This is a genomic window from Mycobacterium sp. E2989 (genome assembly GCF_001667595.1).
Classification (GTDB): Bacteria; Actinomycetota; Actinomycetes; order Mycobacteriales; family Mycobacteriaceae; genus Mycobacterium.
Map to the genome: position 1 here is coordinate 1 of NZ_LZJX01000128.1, position 22024 is coordinate 22024.

Annotated in this window: 20 protein-coding genes; 7 read left to right on the top strand and 13 right to left on the bottom strand. The window is 68.2% G+C overall.

Annotated features, from left to right (window positions below):
• The first annotated feature begins 755 nt into the window (after positions 1–755).
• Both gltB and A5680_RS23680 read left to right on the top strand, forming a co-directional pair.
• Positions 756–5339: a glutamate synthase large subunit gene (gene gltB, locus A5680_RS23675; RefSeq protein WP_067823860.1), complete on the top strand. Its 4584-nt coding sequence runs from the start codon at positions 756–758 to the stop codon at positions 5337–5339.
• Complete coding sequence (locus A5680_RS23680; RefSeq protein WP_067823863.1) at positions 5332–6798, top strand: glutamate synthase subunit beta; 1467 nt, start codon at positions 5332–5334, stop codon at positions 6796–6798. The genes gltB and A5680_RS23680 overlap by 8 nt, the downstream gene beginning before the upstream one ends.
• Before the next feature lie 367 nt (positions 6799–7165).
• Here A5680_RS23680 and A5680_RS23685 read toward each other — a convergent pair whose 3' ends face one another.
• Positions 7166–8017 carry an LLM class F420-dependent oxidoreductase gene (locus tag A5680_RS23685; protein ID WP_067823866.1) on the bottom strand — a complete coding sequence of 284 codons (852 nt, stop codon included), beginning with the start codon at positions 8015–8017 and terminating at the stop codon, positions 7166–7168.
• Positions 8018–8068: 51 nt separating this feature from the next.
• Between A5680_RS23685 and A5680_RS23690 the strand changes: the two genes are divergently transcribed.
• Both A5680_RS23690 and A5680_RS23695 read left to right on the top strand, forming a co-directional pair.
• Positions 8069–8500: a hypothetical protein gene (locus A5680_RS23690; protein WP_067823870.1), complete on the top strand. Its 432-nt coding sequence runs from the start codon at positions 8069–8071 to the stop codon at positions 8498–8500.
• A gap of 22 nt (positions 8501–8522) precedes the next feature.
• Entirely contained in the window at positions 8523–9530 is a 1008-nt protein-coding gene (locus tag A5680_RS23695) for a PHP domain-containing protein (RefSeq protein WP_055405628.1), read from the top strand.
• Between the two features lie 7 nt (positions 9531–9537).
• On the opposite strand, the gene dinB is transcribed toward A5680_RS23695, so the two are convergent.
• Positions 9538–10743: a DNA polymerase IV gene (gene dinB, locus A5680_RS23700; protein ID WP_055405627.1), complete on the bottom strand. Its 1206-nt coding sequence runs from the start codon at positions 10741–10743 to the stop codon at positions 9538–9540.
• A gap of 23 nt (positions 10744–10766) precedes the next feature.
• The gene (locus tag A5680_RS23705) at positions 10767–11408 is read right to left on the bottom strand and encodes a TetR/AcrR family transcriptional regulator (protein ID WP_067823875.1); all 642 of its coding nucleotides are present in this window, start codon (positions 11406–11408) and stop codon (positions 10767–10769) included.
• 77 nt (positions 11409–11485) lie between these two features.
• Between A5680_RS23705 and A5680_RS23710 the strand changes: the two genes are divergently transcribed.
• On the top strand, positions 11486–12955 hold the full coding sequence (locus A5680_RS23710; protein WP_055404687.1) for an NAD(P)/FAD-dependent oxidoreductase: 1470 nt from the start codon (positions 11486–11488) through the stop codon (positions 12953–12955).
• On the opposite strand, the gene rraA is transcribed toward A5680_RS23710, so the two are convergent.
• The 9 genes from rraA to A5680_RS26120 form a co-directional block, all read right to left on the bottom strand.
• Positions 12952–13431, bottom strand: a complete 480-nt coding sequence (rraA, locus tag A5680_RS23715; RefSeq protein ID WP_067823892.1) for a ribonuclease E activity regulator RraA — start codon at positions 13429–13431, stop codon at positions 12952–12954. The two genes, A5680_RS23710 and rraA, sit on opposite strands and share 4 nt — an antisense overlap.
• A gap of 20 nt (positions 13432–13451) precedes the next feature.
• Positions 13452–13892, bottom strand: coding sequence for a hypothetical protein (locus A5680_RS26500; RefSeq protein WP_055404683.1), 441 nt, complete (start codon positions 13890–13892; stop codon positions 13452–13454).
• An 89-nt stretch (positions 13893–13981) separates the two neighbouring features.
• Positions 13982–14482: a copper resistance CopC family protein gene (locus tag A5680_RS23725; RefSeq protein ID WP_067823878.1), complete on the bottom strand. Its 501-nt coding sequence runs from the start codon at positions 14480–14482 to the stop codon at positions 13982–13984.
• Positions 14479–15171 (bottom strand): YcnI family protein, encoded by a 693-nt coding sequence (locus A5680_RS23730; protein ID WP_067823882.1) that lies wholly within the window; start codon positions 15169–15171, stop codon positions 14479–14481. Before A5680_RS23730 ends, A5680_RS23725 begins: the two co-directional genes overlap by 4 nt.
• Positions 15172–15178: 7 nt before the next feature.
• A complete protein-coding gene (locus A5680_RS23735) occupies positions 15179–15835 on the bottom strand; it encodes a DUF6474 family protein (protein ID WP_055404680.1) in 657 nt (218 codons plus the stop codon).
• 121 nt (positions 15836–15956) lie between these two features.
• Positions 15957–16355 (bottom strand): secretion protein EspR, encoded by a 399-nt coding sequence (locus A5680_RS23740; protein WP_055404679.1) that lies wholly within the window; start codon positions 16353–16355, stop codon positions 15957–15959.
• A gap of 615 nt (positions 16356–16970) precedes the next feature.
• Positions 16971–17504 (bottom strand): peptidase, encoded by a 534-nt coding sequence (locus A5680_RS23745; RefSeq protein WP_067823886.1) that lies wholly within the window; start codon positions 17502–17504, stop codon positions 16971–16973.
• 194 nt (positions 17505–17698) lie between these two features.
• The gene (locus tag A5680_RS23750; RefSeq protein WP_055404677.1) at positions 17699–18322 is read right to left on the bottom strand and encodes a superoxide dismutase; all 624 of its coding nucleotides are present in this window, start codon (positions 18320–18322) and stop codon (positions 17699–17701) included.
• Positions 18323–18464: 142 nt separating this feature from the next.
• A complete protein-coding gene (locus A5680_RS26120; protein WP_197499839.1) occupies positions 18465–18620 on the bottom strand; it encodes a hypothetical protein in 156 nt (51 codons plus the stop codon).
• A 437-nt stretch (positions 18621–19057) separates the two neighbouring features.
• On the opposite strand from A5680_RS26120, the gene A5680_RS23755 reads away from it, so the two are divergent.
• Together A5680_RS23755 and A5680_RS23760 are read left to right on the top strand one after the other, a co-directional pair.
• Positions 19058–20104, top strand: coding sequence for a DUF4328 domain-containing protein (locus tag A5680_RS23755; protein WP_082970481.1), 1047 nt, complete (start codon positions 19058–19060; stop codon positions 20102–20104).
• Positions 20101–20913: a glycerophosphodiester phosphodiesterase gene (locus A5680_RS23760; RefSeq protein WP_055404675.1), complete on the top strand. Its 813-nt coding sequence runs from the start codon at positions 20101–20103 to the stop codon at positions 20911–20913. The genes A5680_RS23755 and A5680_RS23760 overlap by 4 nt, the downstream gene beginning before the upstream one ends.
• Here A5680_RS23760 and A5680_RS23765 read toward each other — a convergent pair.
• Positions 20910–22022 carry an LCP family protein gene (locus tag A5680_RS23765; protein WP_369827708.1) on the bottom strand — a complete coding sequence of 371 codons (1113 nt, stop codon included), beginning with the start codon at positions 22020–22022 and terminating at the stop codon, positions 20910–20912. The genes A5680_RS23760 and A5680_RS23765 overlap by 4 nt on opposite strands.
• Positions 22023–22024 lie beyond the last annotated feature (2 nt).

A 22024-nucleotide genomic window follows, 5' to 3' on the forward strand; every position in this document is an offset into this window, starting at 1 on the left:
CCCCGGGGGCCCGCCCCCCCGCCCCCCCCCGCCCCCCCGGGCCGGGCGGGCGCGGCGCCGGGGCACTGGGCGGCGGCTGCAGACGGTCCCTCAGGAATTCGTCGCGCTCGTTCATGGGCTCCTCGCGTGCCGGGTGATCGATCGGCGCTGGTGGGGTTCGTCCGGGGCCAGTGATAAGCGCCACGGCCCAACCGCCGTCGCGGAAGGCGGACCAGTACGGGTCCAGTATCTCCTCACGGGGCGCGCACCGATACCGTGCAAACTTAGCAGCGCTTGACGCGGCGCGGCCGCGGCGGCCGGGGCCACCCGCTGAGCACCGTCATGCGGGCCGACGGCAGCGCGGCGGCGATCCGAGGTGGCTCTGGCAGCAAACTCCCAACGCGGTTTCCGTTCACGCGCCGCGCCGGCGTGAGCGGCGGGGCTGTGACGAGAATTGCACCCCCAAAACGGCATGTCGGCACGGTTGCCGGCCGTCGGCCGCCGCGGAATTTACTGGGCTGCCAGCTGGCGGTTAGACTTGGCGAAGTTGGCATGTCAGGCGGGTATTGTCATATCGTTTTACGACTTGTCGAGACCGGTTTCCAGGCCACCGTTCAGCGCTGCACGGACGCATCCCTAACAGGATCATCGCCACCTGGGGGACAGCCTATCGAGACAAGACCGAGGGATCACAGCCCGCAACCTTCGGGTACGACCTCCTCGGGAGCAGCTGTTAACGGCCGCTGACAAACGTTCAGTTGAAGGGTCAGGTGCATATGACGCCCAAGCGCGTCGGGTTATACAACCCCGCGTTCGAGCACGATTCGTGCGGGGTAGCCATGGTCGTCGATATGCACGGCCGTCGCAGCCGCGACATCGTGGACCAGGCCATCACCGCGCTGCTCAACCTCGAACACCGCGGTGCTCAAGGCGCCGAACCGCGCAGCGGTGACGGCGCCGGCATCCTGATCCAGGTCCCGGACGCCTTCCTGCGCGAAGTCGTCGATTTCGAGTTGCCGCCCCCGGGCAGCTATGCCACGGGAATCGCCTTCTTGCCGCAGTCGTCCAAGGACGCCGCGGCCGCCTGCGACGCGGTCGAGAAGATCGCCGAAGCCGAGGGTCTGACGGTGCTCGGCTGGCGCAACGTGCCCATCGACGACTCGTCGCTGGGCGCGCTGTCCCGCGACGCGATGCCGACGTTCCGGCAGGTCTTCATGGCCGGCGCATCGGACATGACGCTGGAGCGCCGCTGTTATCTGGTCCGCAAGCGCGCCGAGCACGAACTCGGCACCAAGGGTCCCGGGCAGGACGGGCCCGGCCGCGAAACCGTCTATTTCCCAAGCCTTTCCGGCCAGACCCTGGTCTACAAGGGCATGCTGACCACCCCGCAGCTCAAGGCGTTTTACCTTGACCTGCAAGACGATCGGATGACCAGCGCGCTGGGCATCGTCCATTCGCGGTTCTCCACCAACACCTTCCCGTCGTGGCCGCTGGCCCATCCGTTCCGTCGGGTGGCTCACAACGGCGAGATCAACACCGTCACCGGCAACGAGAACTGGATGCGGGCCCGTGAGGCGTTGATGAAGACCGACATCTTCGGCACGGAAGCCGATGTCGAGAAGTTGTTCCCCATCTGTACCCCGGGCGCCTCCGACACGGCGCGCTTCGACGAGGCGCTCGAGCTGCTGCACCTGGGTGGCCGCAGCCTGGCCCACGCGGTGCTGATGATGATCCCGGAGGCCTGGGAGCGCAACGAGTCGATGGACCCCGCGCGGCGGGCGTTCTACGAGTTCCACGCGTCCCTGATGGAGCCCTGGGACGGGCCCGCGTCGATCACGTTCACCGACGGCACCATCGTGGGTGCGGTGCTTGACCGAAATGGCTTGCGCCCCTCCCGGATCTGGGTCACCGAGGACGGCCTGGTGGTGATGGCCTCCGAGGCCGGTGTGCTGGACCTGGACCCGGCCAAGGTGGTCCGTCGGATGCGGTTGCAGCCGGGCCGGATGTTCCTGGTGGACACCACCCAGGGGCGCATCGTCTCCGACGAGGAGATCAAGGCCGAACTCGCGGCCGAGCATCCGTACCAGGAGTGGCTCGACCGCAACCTGGTTCCCCTGGAGAAGCTGCCGCAGGGCGACTACGTGCGGATGCCCCACGATCGACTCGTCAAGCGCCAGCTGACATTCGGCTACACCTACGAGGAGCTCAACCTGCTGGTGTCGCCCATGGTGCGTACCGGTGCCGAGCCGCTCGGCTCGATGGGCACCGACACCCCGGTCGCGGTGCTCTCGCAGCGGCCGCGGATGCTCTACGACTACTTCCAGCAGCTCTTCGCCCAGGTGACCAACCCCCCGCTGGACGCCATCCGCGAGGAGGTGGTGACCAGTTTGCAGGGCACCACCGGCGGGGAGCGCGACCTGCTCACGCCGACCGAGCAGTCCTGTCACCAGATCGCTTTGCAGCAGCCGATTCTGCGCAACCACGAGCTGGCCAAGCTGGTCAACCTCAACCCCGACGACGAGGTCAACGGGCGCCCGCATGGCATGCGGTCCAAGGTGATTCGCTGCCTGTACCCGGTCGCCGAGGGCGGCGCAGGCCTGGCCGCGGCGCTCGACGACGTGCGTGCGCAGGCGTCGGCGGCGATCGAGGACGGTGCGCGGGTCATCATTCTGTCGGACCGCCACTCCGACGAGCGGATGGCACCCATCCCGTCGCTGCTCGCGGTCGCCGGAGTGCACCACCACTTGGTGCGCGACCGGACGCGCACGCACGTGGGCCTGGTCGTCGAGACTGGTGACGCCCGCGAGGTGCACCACATGGCGATGCTGATCGGGTGCGGGGCGGCGGCGATCAACCCCTACCTGGCGTTCGAGTCGATCGAGGACATGCTCGACCGCGGCGCGATCGACGGTATCGACCGCGAAAAGGCGCTGAATAACTACGTGAAGGCCGCCGGCAAGGGCGTGCTCAAAGTGATGTCCAAGATGGGCATTTCGACCCTGGCCTCCTACACCGGCGCGCAGCTGTTCCAGGCGGTCGGCGTGTCAGAGGACGTGCTCGACGAGTACTTCACCGGGTTGAGCTGCCCGATCGGCGGGATCACCCTGGAGGACATCGCCGCCGACGTCGCCGCCCGCCACCGGCTGGCCTACCTGGACCGCCGCGACGAGCGGGCGCACCGCGAGCTCGAGGTGGGCGGCGAATACCAGTGGCGCCGGGAGGGTGAGTACCACCTGTTCAACCCGGAGACGGTATTCAAGCTGCAGCACTCGACCCGCACCGGCCAATACAAGATCTTCAAGGACTACACCCGCCTGGTCGATGACCAGAGCGAGCGGATGGCCTCACTGCGCGGCCTGCTCAAGTTCCGCGGCGGGGTGCGGCCGCCCGTTCCGCTGGAAGAGGTCGAACCCGCCAGCGAGATCGTCAAGCGCTTCTCCACCGGGGCCATGAGCTACGGCTCGATCTCGGCCGAGGCGCACGAGACGCTGGCCATCGCGATGAACCGGCTGGGTGGACGATCCAACAGCGGTGAGGGCGGCGAGGACGTCAAGCGTTTCGAGCGCGATCCCGATGGGGATTGGCGCCGCAGCGCGATCAAGCAGGTGGCCTCCGCGCGCTTCGGTGTCACGTCGCATTACCTGACGAACTGCACCGACATCCAGATCAAGATGGCGCAGGGCGCCAAACCCGGTGAGGGCGGCCAGCTTCCCGGGCACAAGGTGTACCCGTGGGTCGCCGAGGTTCGGCATTCCACGCCGGGAGTCGGCCTGATCTCGCCGCCGCCGCACCACGACATCTACTCCATCGAGGATCTCGCGCAGCTGATCCACGACCTCAAGAACGCCAACCCCGCCGCGCGCGTGCACGTCAAGCTGGTCTCCGAGAACGGAGTGGGCACGGTCGCGGCCGGCGTCTCCAAGGCGCACGCGGACGTGGTGCTGATCTCCGGCCACGACGGCGGGACGGGCGCGACCCCGCTGACGTCGATGAAGCACGCCGGCGCGCCGTGGGAGCTGGGCCTGGCCGAGACGCAACAGACGTTGCTGCTCAACGGTTTACGCGACCGGATCGTGGTCCAGGTGGACGGCCAGCTCAAGACGGGTCGCGACGTGATGATCGCCGCACTGCTCGGCGCCGAGGAATTCGGCTTCGCCACCGCGCCGCTGGTGGTCGCGGGCTGCATCATGATGCGGGTGTGTCACCTCGACACCTGCCCGGTCGGCGTCGCCACCCAGAACCCGGTGCTGCGGGAGCGGTTCACCGGCAAGCCCGAGTTCATCGAAAACTTCTTCATGTTCATCGCAGAAGAGGTTCGGGAATACATGGCGCAGTTGGGTTTCCGTACCGTCAACGAGGCCGTCGGCCAGGTCGGGGCGCTGGACACCACGCTGGCCCGCGCGCACTGGAAGGCGCACAAGCTGGATCTCGCGCCGGTGCTGCACGAGCCCGAGTCGGCGTTCATGAACCAGGATCTCTACTGCAGCTCCCGTCAGGACCACGGCCTGGACAAGGCGCTCGATCAGCAGTTGATCGTGATGAGCCGGGAGGCGCTCGATTCCGGCAAGCCGGTGCGCTTCTCGACCACCATCAGCAACGTGAACCGCACGGTGGGCACCATGCTCGGCCACGAGGTGACCAAAGCCTATGGCGGGCAGGGGCTTCCGGACGGGACCATCGATATCACCTTCGACGGCTCCGCGGGCAACAGCTTCGGGGCGTTCGTGCCGAAGGGAATCACCCTGCGGGTTTACGGCGACGCCAACGACTACGTCGGCAAGGGCCTCTCGGGCGGGCGGATCGTGGTGCGGCCGTCGGACAACGCCCCGCAGGACTACGTGGCCGAGGACAACATTATCGGCGGCAACGTGATTCTGTTCGGCGCGACCAGCGGCGAGGCCTTCCTGCGCGGAGTGGTCGGTGAACGGTTCGCGGTCCGCAACTCCGGCGCCCACGCGGTGGTCGAGGGTGTCGGTGACCATGGATGCGAATACATGACGGGTGGTCGGGTTGTGATTCTGGGCCGAACCGGCCGCAACTTCGCCGCGGGGATGTCAGGGGGTGTGGCTTACGTGTACGACCCGGACGAGCAATTGCCGGACAACCTCAACATCGAGATGGTCGATGTGGAGACGCTGGACTCCGACGACGCCGAGTTCCTGCACGGCATCATCCAGGCGCACGTGGACGCCACGGATTCGGCGGTAGGCCAGCGGATCCTGGCCGACTGGCGCGGACAACAGCGCCACTTCGTCAAGGTGATGCCGCGCGACTACAAGAAGGTGCTGCAGGCGATCGCCGAAGCCGAGCGCGATGGCGTCGACGTGGACAAGGCGATCATGGCGGCCGCGCATGGCTGATCCGAGCGGCTTCCTGAAGTACACCCACCGGGAACTGCCGAAGCGTCGGCCTGTCCCGCTGCGGTTGAAGGACTGGCACGAGGTCTACGAGGACTTCGACGAGGGCACCCTGCGCGAGCAGGCGACCCGGTGCATGGATTGCGGTATTCCGTTCTGCCACAACGGGTGTCCGTTGGGCAACCTGATCCCGGAGTGGAACGACCTGGTGCGCCGGGGCCGGTGGCGCGACGCGATCGAGCGGTTGCACGCCACCAACAACTTTCCGGACTTCACCGGCCGGCTGTGTCCGGCGCCGTGTGAACCGGCCTGTGTGCTTGGCATCAACCAGGATCCGGTGACGATCAAGCAGATCGAGCTGGAGATCATCGACCGTGCCTTCGAGGAAGGCTTCGTGGTGCCGCTGCCCCCGGACAAGCTGACTCAGAAGAAGGTAGCGGTGGTCGGTTCCGGTCCGGCCGGTTTGGCCGCCGCGCAGCAGCTGACCCGCGCCGGCCACACGGTCACCGTCTTCGAGCGGTCGGATCGCATCGGCGGGCTGCTGCGCTACGGCATCCCGGAATTCAAGATGGAAAAGCGCGTCCTCGACCGGCGCCTGGACCAGATGCGGGCCGAGGGAACCGAATTCCGCGCGGGCGTCAACGTCGGGATCGACATCACCGCCGAACAATTGCGGGCCGATTTCGACGCGGTGGTGCTCGCCGGCGGCGCGACCGCCTGGCGGGACCTGCCCGTGCCCGGGCGGGACCTGGACGGCATCCACCAGGCGATGGAATACCTGCCGTGGGGGAACCGGGTGCAGGAGGGCGACGACGTCCTGGGGCCCGACGGGGAGCCGCCGATCACCGCCAAGGGCAAGAAGGTCGTCATCATCGGCGGCGGCGACACCGGGGCGGACTGCCTCGGCACCGCGCACCGGCAGGGCGCCGCCGTCGTGCACCAATTCGAGATCATGCCCCGCCCGCCGGAGTCGCGCGCCGAATCGACCCCGTGGCCGACCTATCCCTTGATGTACCGGGTGTCCTCGGCGCACGAGGAGGGCGGCGAGCGGGTGTTCTCGGTCAACACCGAGCAGTTCGTCGGCGAGGACGGCCGCGTGACCGCGCTCAAGGCGCACGAGGTCACCATGCAGGACGGCAAGTTCGTCAAGGTGGAGGGCTCGGACTTCGAACTCGAGGCCGACCTGGTGCTGCTGGCCATGGGATTCGTCGGGCCGGAAAAGGAAGGCCTGCTCAACGACCTCGAGGTCAAATTCACCGAGCGTGGCAACGTCGCGCGGGGTGCCGACTTCGACACGTCGGTCCCGGGTGTGTTTGTCGCCGGGGACATGGGCCGGGGTCAGTCGCTGATCGTCTGGGCGATAGCTGAGGGCCGGGCCGCCGCCGCGGCCGTGGACCGGTACCTGATGGGGGCGACCGCGCTCCCGGCGCCGGTCAAGCCGACCGCCGTTCCCCTGCAGTAGTCACAGTAGTCACACCAGAAACACAAGCACCAAACTTCGGCGAGTCTGCCCTCGTTTGCCAGCCGCCGGGTGTCTAATAGCCCTTTGTGGGCTCCGTCACACGGGCGAAAGATCGGGGTCCCGGCTGAACGGAACGATCGCAGGAGTGATCACTGTGCACATCAATCCCGTACCTCGATCACGGATGGGGCGAATCGCCTGGTCCTGGTTTCGCCACCCGGTAAAAAGCCGAGAGTTCCCCGCCAAACACGAGCGCCTGGTCACCGCCGACGATTTGCTGATTTTCGGCGCGTAACCACCCTTCCCACACGCGTTCCCGCGCGGCGCGGGAGTTTGCTCACCGCCGCACCGCGCGAAAACCGGGCCCCTAGTTGTCCAACAACCCCGAATCGCGGATGGCTTCGGCCAAGGGTTCCAAGACGGCCGGGTCGTGCGGCGGGTTGATGTACACAATGCCCAGGTCGAGCCCCTCGGCGGCCAGTCCGGCCGCCTCCTCGACGACCTGCTGGTAGTTGCGCTCCGCGTCCAGGCGCAGGTGGGCCGACAGCATGATCTCCTTCGGGTCGCGCCCGATCTTCTCGCACTCCGCGGCCAGCACGTCACGCTTGCGCGCGAACAACTCGGGCGGACCGCCGACGAAGTTCCAGTGCTGCGCGTAGCGCGCGGTGATCGGCAGCGTTCGCTTTTCCCCGCTGCCGCCGATGCAGATCGGCGGGTGCGGGCGTTGCACACCCTTGGGCTCGTTGCGGGCGCCCTTGAGCTGGTAGTACTTGCCGTCGAAATCGGTGGTCTCCTGGCTGAGCAGGCTCACCAGCACCTCGCACGCCTCCTCGAACCGATCGAAGCGCTCCCTGATGCTGCCCAGCTCGATGCCGTAGGCGCCGGACTCCTCTTCATTCCAGCCGGCGCCGATGCCCAGCTCCAGTCGTCCGTTCGAGATGATGTCGAGGGCGGCTGCCATGTTGGCCAGCAGCGCGGGGTGGCGGTAGTGGATGCCGGTGACCAGGGTGCCCAGCCGCAGCCGCGTGGTCGCCTGCGCCAGGGCGGTGAGCGTGGTCCAGCCCTCCAGACAGGGCCCGCTGCTGTCGGAGAAGATGGGGTAGAAGTGGTCGAAGGTCCACCCGGACTCGTACACGTCGATACCGTCGGCCGCCTGCCAGACGGCCAGCATGTCGGCCCAGGTGGTGTTCTGAGGTGAGGTCTTGAACGCGAATCGCATGAAACCGACGTTAGCCGATCTTTATGAAGCGCAACTAAACTCAGCGGCGCGATGAGCTACTCCCTCGGACTCGATACCAAGGTCACGCTGCTGGCGGCCGGGCTGATCTTTCTGCTCGCGCTGGTGCTTGGCGTGTGGAAATACCGACAGATCATGGTCGCACCGGACCATCGCGCCCATCCCTACGTCGACATCGCGCACCGGGCGGCGCTGCTCTACTCGTTTGCGACGCTGTTGCTGGCGGTCTTCGTCGAGCTCAGCGCCTGGCCGACGTGGGCCAACCTCACCGCGGCCGGCGTGGTCGTCTTCTTTTTCGTCGGCGCCATCCTCAGCTACATCGCGCACGGGGCGCGCCGGGACACCGTCAACCAGTTCGCGGACCCCGCCCCCGGCACCGGCCTCATGATGGCGCTGCTCATCGCAGGCGAGATCGGGGGCTTCAGCGTGCTGCTCGCCGGCTTCATCGTCGGGCAGCTGACCTGACGGGGGCGGGCACACTGGAGTCATGGACCCGGTAACCGCCCTGCGGCAGATCGCCTATTACAAGGACCGGAGCCGCCACGACCCGCGACGCGTGATGGCGTATCGCAACGCCGCCGACATCATCGAGGGTCTCGACGACGCCGCGCGCGAGCGGCACGGCCAGGCCAACAGCTGGCAGTCGCTGCCGGGCATCGGACCCAAGACCGCGAAAGTCATCGACCAGGCCTGGTCCGGTCGCGAGCCCGACTTGCTGGTCGAATTGCGTTCCGGCGCCGAGGATCTCGGCGGGGGTGAGATCCGCGCGGCGTTGCGCGGCGACCTGCACCTGCATTCCAACTGGTCCGACGGGTCGGCGCCGATCGACGAGATGATGGCGGCCGCATCCGCGCTGGGGCACGAGTACTGCGCGTTGACCGACCACTCGCCGCGCCTGACCATCGCCAACGGGCTGTCGCCGGAGAGGTTGCGCGCGCAGCTCGACGTGATCGACAAGCTGCGCGACCAGTTCGCGCCGATGCGCATCCTCACCGGTATCGAGGTCGACATTCTCGAGGACGGCAGCCTCGACCAGGAGCCGGAGTTGCTCGAGCGCCTCGACGTCGTGGTGGCCAGCGTGCATTCCAAGCTGTCGATGGACGCCGCGGCGATGACGCGGCGCATGGTGCGCGCCGTCTCCAATCCGCATGCCGACGTGCTGGGCCACTGCACCGGGCGACTGGTCTCCGGGAACCGGGGCATCCGACCGCAGTCGAAGTTCGATGCCGAAGCGGTGTTCACCGCCTGCCGCGACCACGGCACCGCGGTCGAGATCAACTCGCGGCCGGAGCGCCGCGATCCGCCAACCCGGCTGCTCAAGCAGGCCATGGACATCGGCTGCGTCTTCAGCATCGACACCGACGCCCACGCGCCCGGCCAGCTGGACTTCCTCGGTTACGGCGCCCAGCGCGCGCTGGACGTGGGCCTGCCCGTCGACCGGATCGTCAACACCTGGCCGGCCGAGCGGCTGCTGGACTGGACCGCTTCGAATTAGTCCGGCACTAGTCCGGCAGGTGCGGCATCTCCAAGCCCGCGTCGCGCCCGACGAGCACCGCCGGCGTGAGCGCGGACTTGCCGTAGCGGTCCCGCACCCGGTCGATCGCCGCGTCGATCGCGAGCCGGTTCTCTTCGTCGTCGAAGGGCAACGCCAGTTGCTGGGCGCCGCTGCGGTCGATTCCCGACACCGCGAAGCCGACCAGCGTCAGCCCGCGCTCGGCGATGAGCGGCGCGGCCGACGCGACCAGCTGACGGGCGGCCGACAGGATGGGCTGCGTCGAGGACGTCGCCAACGGCAGTGTCCGCGACCGCGTCGCCCGGCCGAAGTCGTCGAACCGCAGGCGCAGCACCACCGTGCGCCCGGTGCGCCCGGCGGCGCGCATGCGGCCGGTGATGCGGTCGATCAGATTCACCACCACCGCGTCGATCTCCGAAGCCGACATGGTGTTGCCTGCGCGGCCGAGCGCACGTTGCGCCCCCACGGACCGGCGACGCACACCGGTGGTCACCCGGCGCCGGTCGATGTTGTGCGACAGGGCAAAAAGCTGCCGGCCCATGGCGCCGCCGAGCAGCGAGGCCAGCGTCGACTCGTTCAGCTCGGCGACGTCGGCGACGGTCATCAGCCCGTGGGCGTGCAGCTTGTCGGCCGTCTTGGCGCCCACGCCCCACAGCCGCCGCACCGGCAACGGGTGCAGGAACGCCAGTTCCTGCTCGGGGGGCACCAGCAGCAGCCCGTCCGGCTTGGCCTCCTGGCTGGCGACCTTGGCCAGGAACTTCGTCCGGGCGATGCCCACGGTGATGGGCAGGCCGACTCGCTCGCGCACGTCGGCGCGCAACCGTTCGGCGATCTCGACCGGCGTCCCCGACACCCGGCGCAGGCCGCCGACGTCCAGGAACGCCTCGTCCACCGAGAGCGGCTCCACGATCGGGGTGCAGTCGCGAAACACCTCGAAGACCGCGTCACTGGCGCGGCTGTAGGCCCGCATCCGGGGCGGCACCACCGCGGCATGCGGGCACAGCCGGCGGGCCTGCGCGCCGCCCATCGCCGTGCGCACCCCGTAGGCCTTCGCCTCGTAGCTGGCGGCGAGCACGACGCCACCGCCGACGATCACCGGGCGGCCGCGCAACGTCGGGTCGTCGCGCTGTTCGACGGACGCGTAGAACGAATCCAGGTCCGCGTGCAGGATGGACGCATCGCACCGCACGAACATATGTTCGCACGCACCGGTGACGGCTAGCTGGATTCGCCGTAGATGCTGGTCACCCAGATGTGGGTGAGGGTGTCGACCACCCGCTCCTCGTCGACTGCCGGCGTTTCGGCGGACAGGGCGGCCATCATCGTGCGCTCGTTCATCTGGTTCAGGGAGGTGGCCAGGTCGGCGGCCGGGATCGTCTCCGGCGCGGCGCCGCGCGCGCGTTCGGCGGCGATCATGGCCGCGGTCTGATCGATCCACTTCTGCATGAAGCTCAACCAGACCGCGCGCAGCTCGGGGCTGGTCGCCAGCGCTTCGGTTGCGGCGCGGGCGAGCCGGCGGTGCGTGCTGAAAGCCAGGAAGAACGCCTTGATGCCGTTGCGCCACACCCGGCGCGGGTCCGAGGGCAGCCGTTGCACCGCGCCGTCGAACTCGGAGTCCGCGCGCGCGATCACCGGCTCCAGCAGCGAGATCAGCACCGCATCCTTCGACTTGAAATAGAAGTAGAACGTCGGCCGCGACAGGCCCGCGCCCTTGGCCAGGTCATCGACCGAGATGTCGGCGAACGAGCGCTGCTCCAGCAGCCGCTCGGCGGTCGCGAGGATTGCCCGCTCACGGTCGTCGCCGGACGGCCGAATCGCACGGCGACCCCGCAACGCACGGGTCTGGCCGACGGAAGTCACGACCGCTACTTTACACGGCGTCGATAGTTTCAACACCCTGTTGACTCCATCGACACCCCGTTGATACCGTGGCCATCATGACTGAGCACCTTGACGTGATCATCGTGGGCGCCGGCATCTCCGGGATCAGCGCGGCGTGGCACCTGCAGGAGCGCTGCCCGACGAAGAGCTACGCCATCCTCGAACGCCGCGACGACCTGGGCGGCACCTGGGACCTGTTCAAGTACCCGGGCATCCGGTCGGACTCGGACATGTTCACCCTCGGATTCCGGTTCAAGCCCTGGCGATCGGCGAAATCGATCGCCGACGGCGCCGACATCAAGGCCTACATCAACGAGGCCGCCGTCGAGAACAAGATCGACCAGCACATCCGTTACCGCCAGCGCGTGGTGTCCGCCGACTGGTCCGACGCCGAGAACCGCTGGACGCTCACCGTCGAGTCCGATGGCCAGCAGCGCGAGCTCACCTGCTCGTTCCTGTTCGCCTGTACCGGTTACTACAACTACGACGAGGGGTTCTCGCCCACGTTCCCTGGCGCCGAGGACTTCGAGGGCCGGATCGTCCATCCGCAGCACTGGCCGGAGGACCTCGACTACGCGGGCAAGAAGATCGTCGTCATCGGCTCCGGCGCCACCGCGATCACCCTGATCCCGGCCCTGGTGAACTCCGGCTCCGGCCACGTCACCATGCTGCAGCGCTCTCCGACCTACATCGGCTCGCTGCCCGGGGTCGACCCGTTCGCCGAGCGGGCCAATCGGCTGCTGCCCGACCGGCTGGCACACATCGCGAATCGCTGGAAAGCCATCTCGTTCAGCACCTTCCAGTACCAGCTGTCGCGCAAGGCCCCCGCCTACATGCGCAAGACGTTGATGACCATGGCCAAGCGCCGGCTGCCCGAAGGCTACGACGTCGAGAAGCACTTCGGGCCCCGGTACAACGTGTGGGACCAGCGGCTGTGCTTGGCGCCCGACGGCGATTTCTTCCGGACCATCCGGCACGGCAAGGCCGACGTCGTCACCGACACCATCGACCGGTTCACCAAGACAGGAATCAGGCTCACCTCCGGTGAGGAGCTGCAGGCCGACATCATCATCACCGCAACGGGTTTGAACATGCAGCTGCTCGGCGGTGTCAAGCCCACCCGCAACGGCGAGCCCATCGAGCTGACGTCGCTGATGACCTACAAGGGCCTGATGTTCTCCGGCGTGCCGAATTTCGCGATCACCTTCGGATACACCAATGCGTCGTGGACCCTGAAGGCCGACCTGGTCTCCGAGTTCGTCTGCCGACTGCTGAATTACATGGACGCAAACGGTTTTGACTTCGTAGAGCCGCAGCGTCCCGGCCCCGACGTCGACGAGTTGCCGTTCATGGACTTCAGCCCCGGATATTTTCAGCGGGCGATGGACATGCTGCCCAAGTCGGGGTCGCGTGCGCCGTGGCGGCTCAAGCAGAACTACTTCTTCGACATGCGCACGATCCGGCGCGGCAAGGTTGACGACGAGGGCTTGCAGTTCGCGAAAAAGCGTGCGCCGGTTGCGGTTTAGGGCTTGACGACGACGATGCCGTCGTCATCGCTGTAAGCGATCTCGCCCGGGACGAAGGTCACCCCGCCCAGCGTGACCTCGACGTCGCGCTCGCCGGTGCCCGTCTTGGCGCTCTTGCGCGGATTGGTGCCCAACGCCTTGATGCCGAGGTCGAGATCGCGTAGCGCGGCGGCATCGCGCACCGCCCCGTTGACGATCAGCCCGGCCCAGCCGTTCGAGCGGGCCAGCTCCGCGATGACGTCGCCGACCAGCGCCGAGTGCAGGGAACCGCCGCCGTCGATGACCAGTACGCCGCCCGCACTGGGTTGGGAGAGCACCGATTTCAGCAACGCGTTGTCTTCGAAGCAGCGCACGGTGCTGATGGGTCCGGCGAATTGCGGGCGGCCACCGAACTGGCGGAATTGCACATCGCAGCTGCGAACGTCGGGCCCGATGTCGTCGACGAGGTCGGCGGTCGGCTGAAATGACACGGTCACGTCTGACACCGTAGCGACGGTCAGCGGCGCCGCAGCTGACGGATCAACAGGATCGCCAGGAGGCTGACCGCCAGGGCCACGATCAACGGCATCGGGGACTGGGTGAGGGAGATCGCCGGCGCGTCCGCAGGGACCGGGTTGTTGGCGGCATCGACAGTCGATTTTGCTTGTGCCGCAACATCTTTCGCAGCGGCGGCGAGGTCGCCGTTACTTTCGATGCGCTGCTGCACCGCCAGCGATGGCTCGGGCGCCTTGGCGGGGGGCTCGGCGCTTTTGGCCGGCGCCTTCTTCGCGGGCGCTTTCTTGGCGGGCGCCTTTTTTGCGGGGGCTTTCTTCGCGGGGGCCTTCTTGGCGGGCGCCTTCGCCGCCTTCTTGACCGCCTTGGCCGGGGGCTTCTTCTCCGGCGGCGGGGTCGACGCGTCGTCGGGTTCGCTGCTCGGTTGGTCCTGCGGGTCTGCCATGCGGCCGCTCCTTGAGCTTTCTGTCGTTTGCCCACGCGGGTTCTCCGAACCCATCATGCCAGCACGAGTGTGGGCGGCTCGGCCGCCGGTCACGGTCTGTGCCGCACCGCCCACAGTGCCCCCGCCGCGACGAGCAGCACCGCCACCGCGACGAACGGCCAGACCGGGACATCGCCGCCGGTCGGGGCGCCGCCGGCCGGGGGCCCGGGCGCCCCGGTACCGGGCACCGTCAGCCGGAACGACCAGGATCCGGAGACCACGTGGCCGTCCGCGGACGTCACCCGGTAGTTCACCGTGTAGGTCCCGGCCGGACCCAGCGGCCGCAGGTCAATGCCGACCATCGCGCCCCGCACGGTGGGGTCGCCGGTGGACCACACGTTGCCGTCGGGGCCGACGACGGTCATGGCCGCGAAGGTGGTCTGCAGCTGTTCGTTGAACGTGGCGCTCACCCGCGGCGGACCGGTCGTGAGCACCGCGTTGTCCGCCGGGTCGGTGCCCACCCGCGCGGCGTGCGCCGACGCCACCGGCGCGGTGGCTGTCGCGATCGCCAACAGGGCACCGACGAGCGTGGCGATCGCCAACCGCCTCATGCTCGCCGGTGGATCAGCGCAAGGCAGATTCCCAGCGCGGCAACGATCAGGGCCGCGCCGCCCAACAGCCGGGCGGAGTTGTCCGGAGATTTCGGCGGCGGCGGCGCGGACGGCTGGCCGGCCGGCGGCGCGGACGGATGGTGGCCGTGGGACGGAGCCGTTCCCGCGGCCAGTGTCAGCGTTGGCACCGGGTGCTCCGGCTCGCCGCCCCCGGGTTGCGGCGGCTGGTCCCACTTCACGATCGTGCCGTCGGAGTAGGTCTGCGTGGCCGGAAACGTGACGGTCTCCGCGTCGGGCAGCTTCACCGACACCCGGAACAGCGCGAATTGATCGACCCCGATGCCGCCACCCGGGGAGGCCGTCCAGGTCACCGAGTGAACGGCCCCCGACGCCGGGTCTCGGTCGAGCTTGGCCGTCCAGCCCGGCATGCTTTCGGTGCGCGCCGAGGCGACGTCGGGCAGGGCGACGCTGAGGACCGTGGTCAGCGCGCCCGTGTTCGACTCGTTGGGTACCTGAAAGGTGACGATCGCCGTGGCGCCGCGCACCGCGTCGTCGCTACTGGCGTGGACGTGCGCCCCCGCGGCGGGGAGGTGCGCCGCGGCGACGAGGTACAGGCCGACTGCGGCGCCCACCGCGACGGGCAGGCGGGTCAGCCGCCGCGCGCGGATCCTTGTGCCGGGAAGCCGCATGCGGCGGTCAGCTGAGCCCGAGCCGGGCCATCAGGTCCGCCTCGATGCCGTCGAGCTGTGACGCGATCGCGGCGTGGGCCGCGCGGCGGCGGGCGGCCGGCATGTTCTCCGCGGCGGTGACGGCCGCGGAGAGATCGGTGAGTCGCTCGGTGATGGCGGAAACGAATTGCCGGGTCTCGGCGTCCTTGGGCTTCTTGTCCTGCACCGTCCGCAAAGACTTCTCCGCGCCGGCGATCCGGGCGGACAACTGCGCGCCGTGGCCCGAGAACTGCCCGATCTGGGCCAACGGTATTCCGAGTTGGTCCGCGCGACGCTGGTCGATCAGTGCGCGGGCCGAGACCGCGGCGCGGTAGATGATCGGCGTCAGGATCGGCGCGAGGAGCCGGGACACCGTCAGGGTCCGGCGGATCCGGGTCGGCGAGAAGATCTTGCCTTCCCGCGCCGCTTTGAGTTGGGTCTCCGCGACTTTCAGCGCGTTGCGGTCGCTGTCGCGTTGGGCTTTGATCTGCGCGCGGAGGGCCTTGGCCTCCGCCCGGTGGGCGGCGCGGTACCGGCGATTCTCGTTCTTGGCGGCGAGTTTGGCCTCCAGTTTGGCGCGCGCCCTGATCGCACGGGCTTCGGCGCGACGCGTCGCGCGGCTCTTTCGCTTGCGGAACAGGGCCATACCCGGCCGCCTCCCCGGTCTGTTGAAAACTGTCGCTCTCGCGCGTGCGCGATCCGTCAGCCAACCCTAATCGGAAAGGGCGGACGGGAGCCCCCCAGGTGGGCCGGGCGCCCGGTGCCCGCTAGGCGTCCAGGTGTTCCGCGCGGCGCAACTCGTTGACCCGCTGCATGACCTCGTGCTGGGCCTCGGGCGACAACTCGGAGGCGCGCAGGGCAATGCGGCGCACGCCGTCGTCGCGCATCGTGGCGAGGATCGACAGCTCCTTGTCGAGCTTCTCGTAGTACTCGTCGTCGGTGAAGTAGGCCGGCTTGATGCGGAAGAAGTTGGCCAGCGCGGCCATGGTGGCCGACGACGGGTTGGTGCGGTTCCCCGAACGCAGCTGCGACAGGTACGGAGCCGACATCGTGATGCCCTCCGCCTTGAGCGCCGCGATCACTTCGGCGGAGGTGTGCTGCCCCCGTCCGGGGGGATACACGGTGTCGAACAGGCGGTTCAGGCGAGCAGCGAACGTCGTGCTCATTGGTTATGACCTCCACTGGGCTGTAGAAGTGAACTATTACCTAGGTGTATTTGCTGATCATGGTAGCGAGGGTTTGTGTCCGTAACTAGGTGCAAACCCCCGCGGATTCGGTCCAGGCGTAGCTGGTGCTTGCCGATACCGCACTTGACGAGCGTCTAACTGATTCGCTGAAGTGTCCACTAAATAAGCGAAACTCACAGGTTATCCGCAGAATTCGCGGCTTGGCCCTAGGTGGCGGGCCGGTGATGCCGAGCCGGGGGAAGTGTAGGGTGGAAGGGTGCTGGGCGGTCGCCCGGCAACCAGGCAGCAATTTATGATCGCTTAACGCCGTATTTGCTGTCAGAACAGTGCTGCGGCCGGAAAACGCCACCCTGGGACGCGCGGGAGATGTGAACCGGCGTTCGGTCCGCCGACGCCAAGGCGCCCCGCGCACCCCTCCCGCCGGGGAAGTCGCCGGCGCCTGGGACGTCAACGGCGCGCTCAGTGTCGCCGGCGAACTTTCGACACATCACCGACGTTCGTCGGGTGATCGGAGTCCGGCACACCGGTTTGCCGGGGTCGCTTCGTCGAGTGCTGAGGACTGCCGGCCGGACGAAACGGCGCCGATGTAAACGCCTATGCCGCGAGCAACATCGCGAGTATCGCGGTATCGGGATGGGTGATGGGGTCGACGCCTACGCGACTGACCATCGAGGTGATCGTGCCGTCGGCCTCGGCTTCCACCCACGCCGCCCGATGCTCGAGTCCGAGATAGGGCAATCCGGGAAGCAGGACGCATCCCGACGCCGCCCCACTGCATTCCGGCAACGACGGCGTGGTCTCCGACGGCGGATGCAGCATCAGCAACGCGGGGGGTTGGTGGTCGGCGAAATAGCCCGGCTGTATTGCGGAGTCCCCGAAGACCGTGCCCTCGGCGAGCACCAGGCCGACCGTGCCCGGCTCGGGTTCTTCGGGCAATTCCTCGCGGGCGCCGAATACCGTTGTGGTGGAAAGCAATCCGGGCAACGACGCGACCCGGACCGCGACCATGAGCAATTGCGCCCATTCTTTGGTCGAATCCGGCCAACGTCCGGAGATCACGAACCCTTTCAGGGCACCACGAGAATGGAAAGGGGAAACCCCTATCGGGCGGTCAGACCCAGTCTCCATTTCGACCTCCGCGCGACGCCTCCGTCCGATTAACCACGCTGGTAACTCGAATAATCAAGCATGCCCGGGGGTTCGGTGCCGTGCAACCCGACACGGCTAGTGGCGCACATGTTCTCGGAGTGCCCAATTGACGGCCCGACAAACGAAAGGGGCGCCGCGCGAGCCGCGCGGCGCCCCCATGCCTCGAGATGGACTCAGCCGAAGATCAGGCCATTGGTCTTCGACGTGGCGGCCGCGTACCGCTTCTGCACGTCGGCCCAATTGACGACGTTCCAGAACGCCTTGACGTAATCCGCCTTGACATTCTTGTACTGCAGGTAGAAGGCGTGCTCCCACATGTCGACCTGCAGCAAGGGGATGATGCCGAGCGGGACGTTGGCCTGCTGGTCGTACAGCTGGAAGGTGAGCAGCCTGCCGCCGAGCGTGTCATAGCCCAGCACGGCCCAGCCCGAACCCTGCAGGCCATTGGCGGCCGCGCTGAACTGGGCGCGGAATTTGTCGAACGATCCGAACGCGTCATCGATGGCGGCGGCCAGTTCGCCGGTGGGCTTGTCGCCGCCGTCCGGCGACAGGTTCTTCCACCAGATCGAGTGGTTGACGTGGCCGCCGAGGTGGAACGCCAGGTTCTTTTCGTTCAGGAAGATCGCGGCGTGGTCGTCGTTGGCGCGCGCCTCTTCGAGTTTGGCAACCGCGTCGTTCACGCCCTTGACGTAGGTGGCGTGGTGCTTACTGTGGTGGATCTCGTTGATCTGACCCGAGATGTGCGGTTCCAACGCTGCGTAGTCCCAGTCCAAATCGGGCAGGGTGTATTCAGCCACGGCGTTCCTTTCTTCGATTGTCTGCTAACGCTTCGCGGGCCTGCCGCGCGGCGGCCAGCCCTAGACAACCCTGCTCCATGACTGCGCCGACCGCAAGAATGACCGCGATGAGCCGGAGGCCGAATACCCGTTCGGCGCCGATTCAAGACAAGACGATGAGGAGGAGTACCGCGAGTAAGGCGAGGGCGATCAGCCCGGCGCGCAGCGCCGCGATGCTGTAGTTGTGATTCCACGCAGCCGAGCCGGAGTACGACTTCGACTGGCCCGGTGTCCCCGGACCGAACGAATGCGTGGCCATCAATCGCCTTTCACCCGCTCCTCACCTCAGTGAGGTGAGTCACAAACAATTTTGCGAACGCGATCATAGCGCTTCCGGGCGGGCTTGGAAAACGACGCCCTGAGCTGCGGCTCGGCGACGGCCGCGAAAGGGCTCGGCCAAGGGGGTTTTCACCGTTTCGGGGACCGCCGGTCCGACTGCTTAGTAAGACAATCCATTTCGCTCAATGGCCGTCTGGGGCTGTCGATGGCATGACTTCGTTACCACAGCGTTATCCACAGTGAAACCACCGCGAGCCTGCAGGGCTGTAGTAATGCTCCCCTTACCCACTAACCACGTGTGGATAAACCTGTGGAAACTGTGGATAGGCGTGGGAGCCGAAATAATTGCCGACCGCCCCCGTTCGGGCCATCGGTGAGCCCGCGCGGCGCGCATCGGCGCGCGGCTAGGCTAGTCCGGTGATCCAGGTGTGCTCCCAATGCGGCACTCGGTGGAACGTGCGCGAGCGGCAACGCGAATGGTGCCCCCGTTGCCAGGGAGCCCTGATGGCGCCCTTGCCGGATGCGCCGGCGCCCGATCCGCGGTGGAGCCCGCACGGCCCCGCGCCCGCGAGTCGGCCGCCGGCGCCCCGCACGTTCCAGCGCACCCCGCCGCGGCTGCCGCCGGGCTTTCGCTGGATAGCGGTGCGGCCGGGCGCCGCGCCACCGCCGAGGCGCGGGCGACGCCCCCTCGGCCCGACGCCGCGCTACGCGGTGATCCCGCGGTGGGGCCTTGCCGACCATGTCGAACAAACGGCCGCGGCGTCCCAAACGCCCGCGCGGCGAACGCCATCCGTGTCGACGATCCGGACCACGCTGTTCGTGAGCGTGCTCGTCCTCGGCGTCGCCGCCCTGGTGTATGTCGTGCGGTACGTGCTGCTGATCGTCAACCGGAACACCTTGTTGAATTCCTGGGTCGCCGCCGGCGCGGACTGGCTGGGCATCCTGGCCAGCGCGGCCGCGATCGCGGCGGTGCTCGCCTCCGGGGCGATGCTGATCCTTTGGCTCATCGCGCGCCGCGCCGCGGTGTTCGCGCATCACGGCCTGCCCGAGCCGCGGAGCCCCCGAGCGTTGTGGGCCGGCTGCGTGGTGCCGCTGGCCAATCTGCTGTGGGCCCCCGTTTACGTCATCGAGCTGGCGATCCTCGAAGAGCACTACTCCCGGATACGCAAGCCCATCGTCCAGTGGTGGATCGCGTGGGTCGGCAGCTACCTGGTCTCGGTCTTCGCCATGGCCACCAGCTTCGCCAAAGACGCCCAGGGCATCGCGAACAACACCATCGCGATGGTGTTCGCGTACTTACTCGCGGCGTTGACGGTAGCCGCGGCGGCCCGGGTCTTCGAGGGCTTCGAGCGCAAACCGGTCGAGCGCCCCGCGCACCGTTGGGTCGTGGTCCCCGGCGATCCGGCACCGACGTCCGGTCCGGTTGAGCTGGAGGGGCAGGAAGCGGCAGCATTAGGCGTATGACGTGGGCCGAGGAGGTGCTCGCCGGGCATCCCTTTGTGGTAGCCCACCGCGGCGCATCGGCCGCGCGGCCCGAACACACGCTGGCCGCCTACGATCTCGCGCTCAAAGAAGGCGCCGACGGGGTCGAATGCGACGTGCGCCTGACCCGCGACGGCCACCTGGTGTGCGTGCACGACCGCCGGCTGGACCGGACCTCGACCGGGGCCGGATTGGTCAGCACGATGACCCTCGCCGAATTGCGCGAGCTCGAGTACGGCGCGTGGCACGACAGCTGGCGTGAAGACGGCACGCACGGCGACACCAGTTTGTTGACGCTCGACGCGTTGGTTTCGCTCGTCCTGGACTGGCATCGGCCGGTGAAGCTGTTCGTCGAGACCAAGCACCCGGTGCGGTACGGCTCCCTGGTGGAAAACAAGCTTCTCGCGCTGCTGCATCGATTTGGCATCGCCTCACCCGCCTCCGCCGACCGGTCCCGCGCGGTGGTGATGTCGTTCTCGGCGGCGGCGGTCTGGCGGATCCGGCGGGCCGCGCCGCTGCTGCCGACCGTGCTGCTCGGCAAGACCGCGCGCTACCTGATCAGCGGCGCGGCCACCGCGGTCGGTGCGACGGCCGTCGGCCCGTCACTGGCCACGCTGAAGGAATATCCCCAGCTCGCGGATCGTGCGATCGCCCAGGGCCGGGCCGTGTACTGCTGGAACGTCGACGAGTACGAAGACCTCGATTTCTGCCGGGACGTGGGGGTGGCGTGGCTGGCCACCCACCACCCGGGCCGCACGAAGGCGTATCTGCAGAACGGCCGCGGCGGCTAGTCCGGCGGAGCGGTGGGCACCGGCCCGTCGGAGGCCAGCGCCTCGAACAACCGGCTGGCCTCGTCGTGATTCCACACCACCACCGATCCGGCGTCGCCACTGGTGAACTCGCCGATCGGGACGGTCAGGGTGGTCGGGGAGCCGTGCAGTCCCCAGCCGAGGCGGGCCAGGTCCCAGACGTGGTCGCCGCGGTCCACGGTCAGCGCGTCCGCGAGGGCGCGCGGCACCGAGTACCAGCGCCAGGGGTTGAGCCACACCGCGGGGCTGGCCGCGGCGCGCAGCAGCGCCGCCACGAACTGCCGCTGATTGACCATCCGGTCCAGATCGGCCCGCGGGGTGTCGCGCGTCCTGACGTACCCGAGCGCGTTGCGGCCGTTGAGCTTCTGGCAGCCGGCGGGCAGGTCGATGCCGGCCAACGGGTCGTTGAGCGGCGCCGTCGGGCACACCGTCACCCCGCCGAGCGCGTCGACCAAGCCGGCGAACCCGCCGAACCCGATTTCGGCGTAGTGGCCGATGCGTAGCCCGGTCGCCTGTTCCACCGTCTGGGCCAGCAAGGCCGCGCCGCCCATCGAGAAGGCGGCGTTGATCTTGTCCTTGCCGTGGCCCGGGATCGGGACGTAGGAGTCGCGCGGTATCGACACCATCGTCACCCGGCCGCCGGACCACAGTTCGGGCAGGTGCACCAGCAAGATGGTGTCGGTCCGGCTGCTCCCGATGTCACCGCCGGTGGCCAGTTCGTTTTGCTGTTCGGGGCTGAGCCCTTGGCGGCTGTCCGACCCGACCAGCAACCAGTTCGTCCCGCGGCCCGGCCCGGGGCGCCCCGGGTAGTCGGCCAGGATGTCGTCGCGGTGCAGCCGGCTGTCGAACCAGGCGGCCCCGCAGGCGGCCGCGAAGCCGACCAGTAGCGCGGCGATCACCAGGACCGAAACCAGTGTCCGGACCCAGCGGCGCCAGCCGCGCCTGCGCCGCGCGCTCGGCGCCGTCGGCCGCGGCGGGGGTGCGGGAATTGGACGCGCGCGCGGCGGCGCCGGTACCGCGGTAGGCGGCGGGGGCCGTTCACTCGGTGACCTGGACGGCCTCCCCGGGTGGCGGCATCGGGGTCGATCAATTC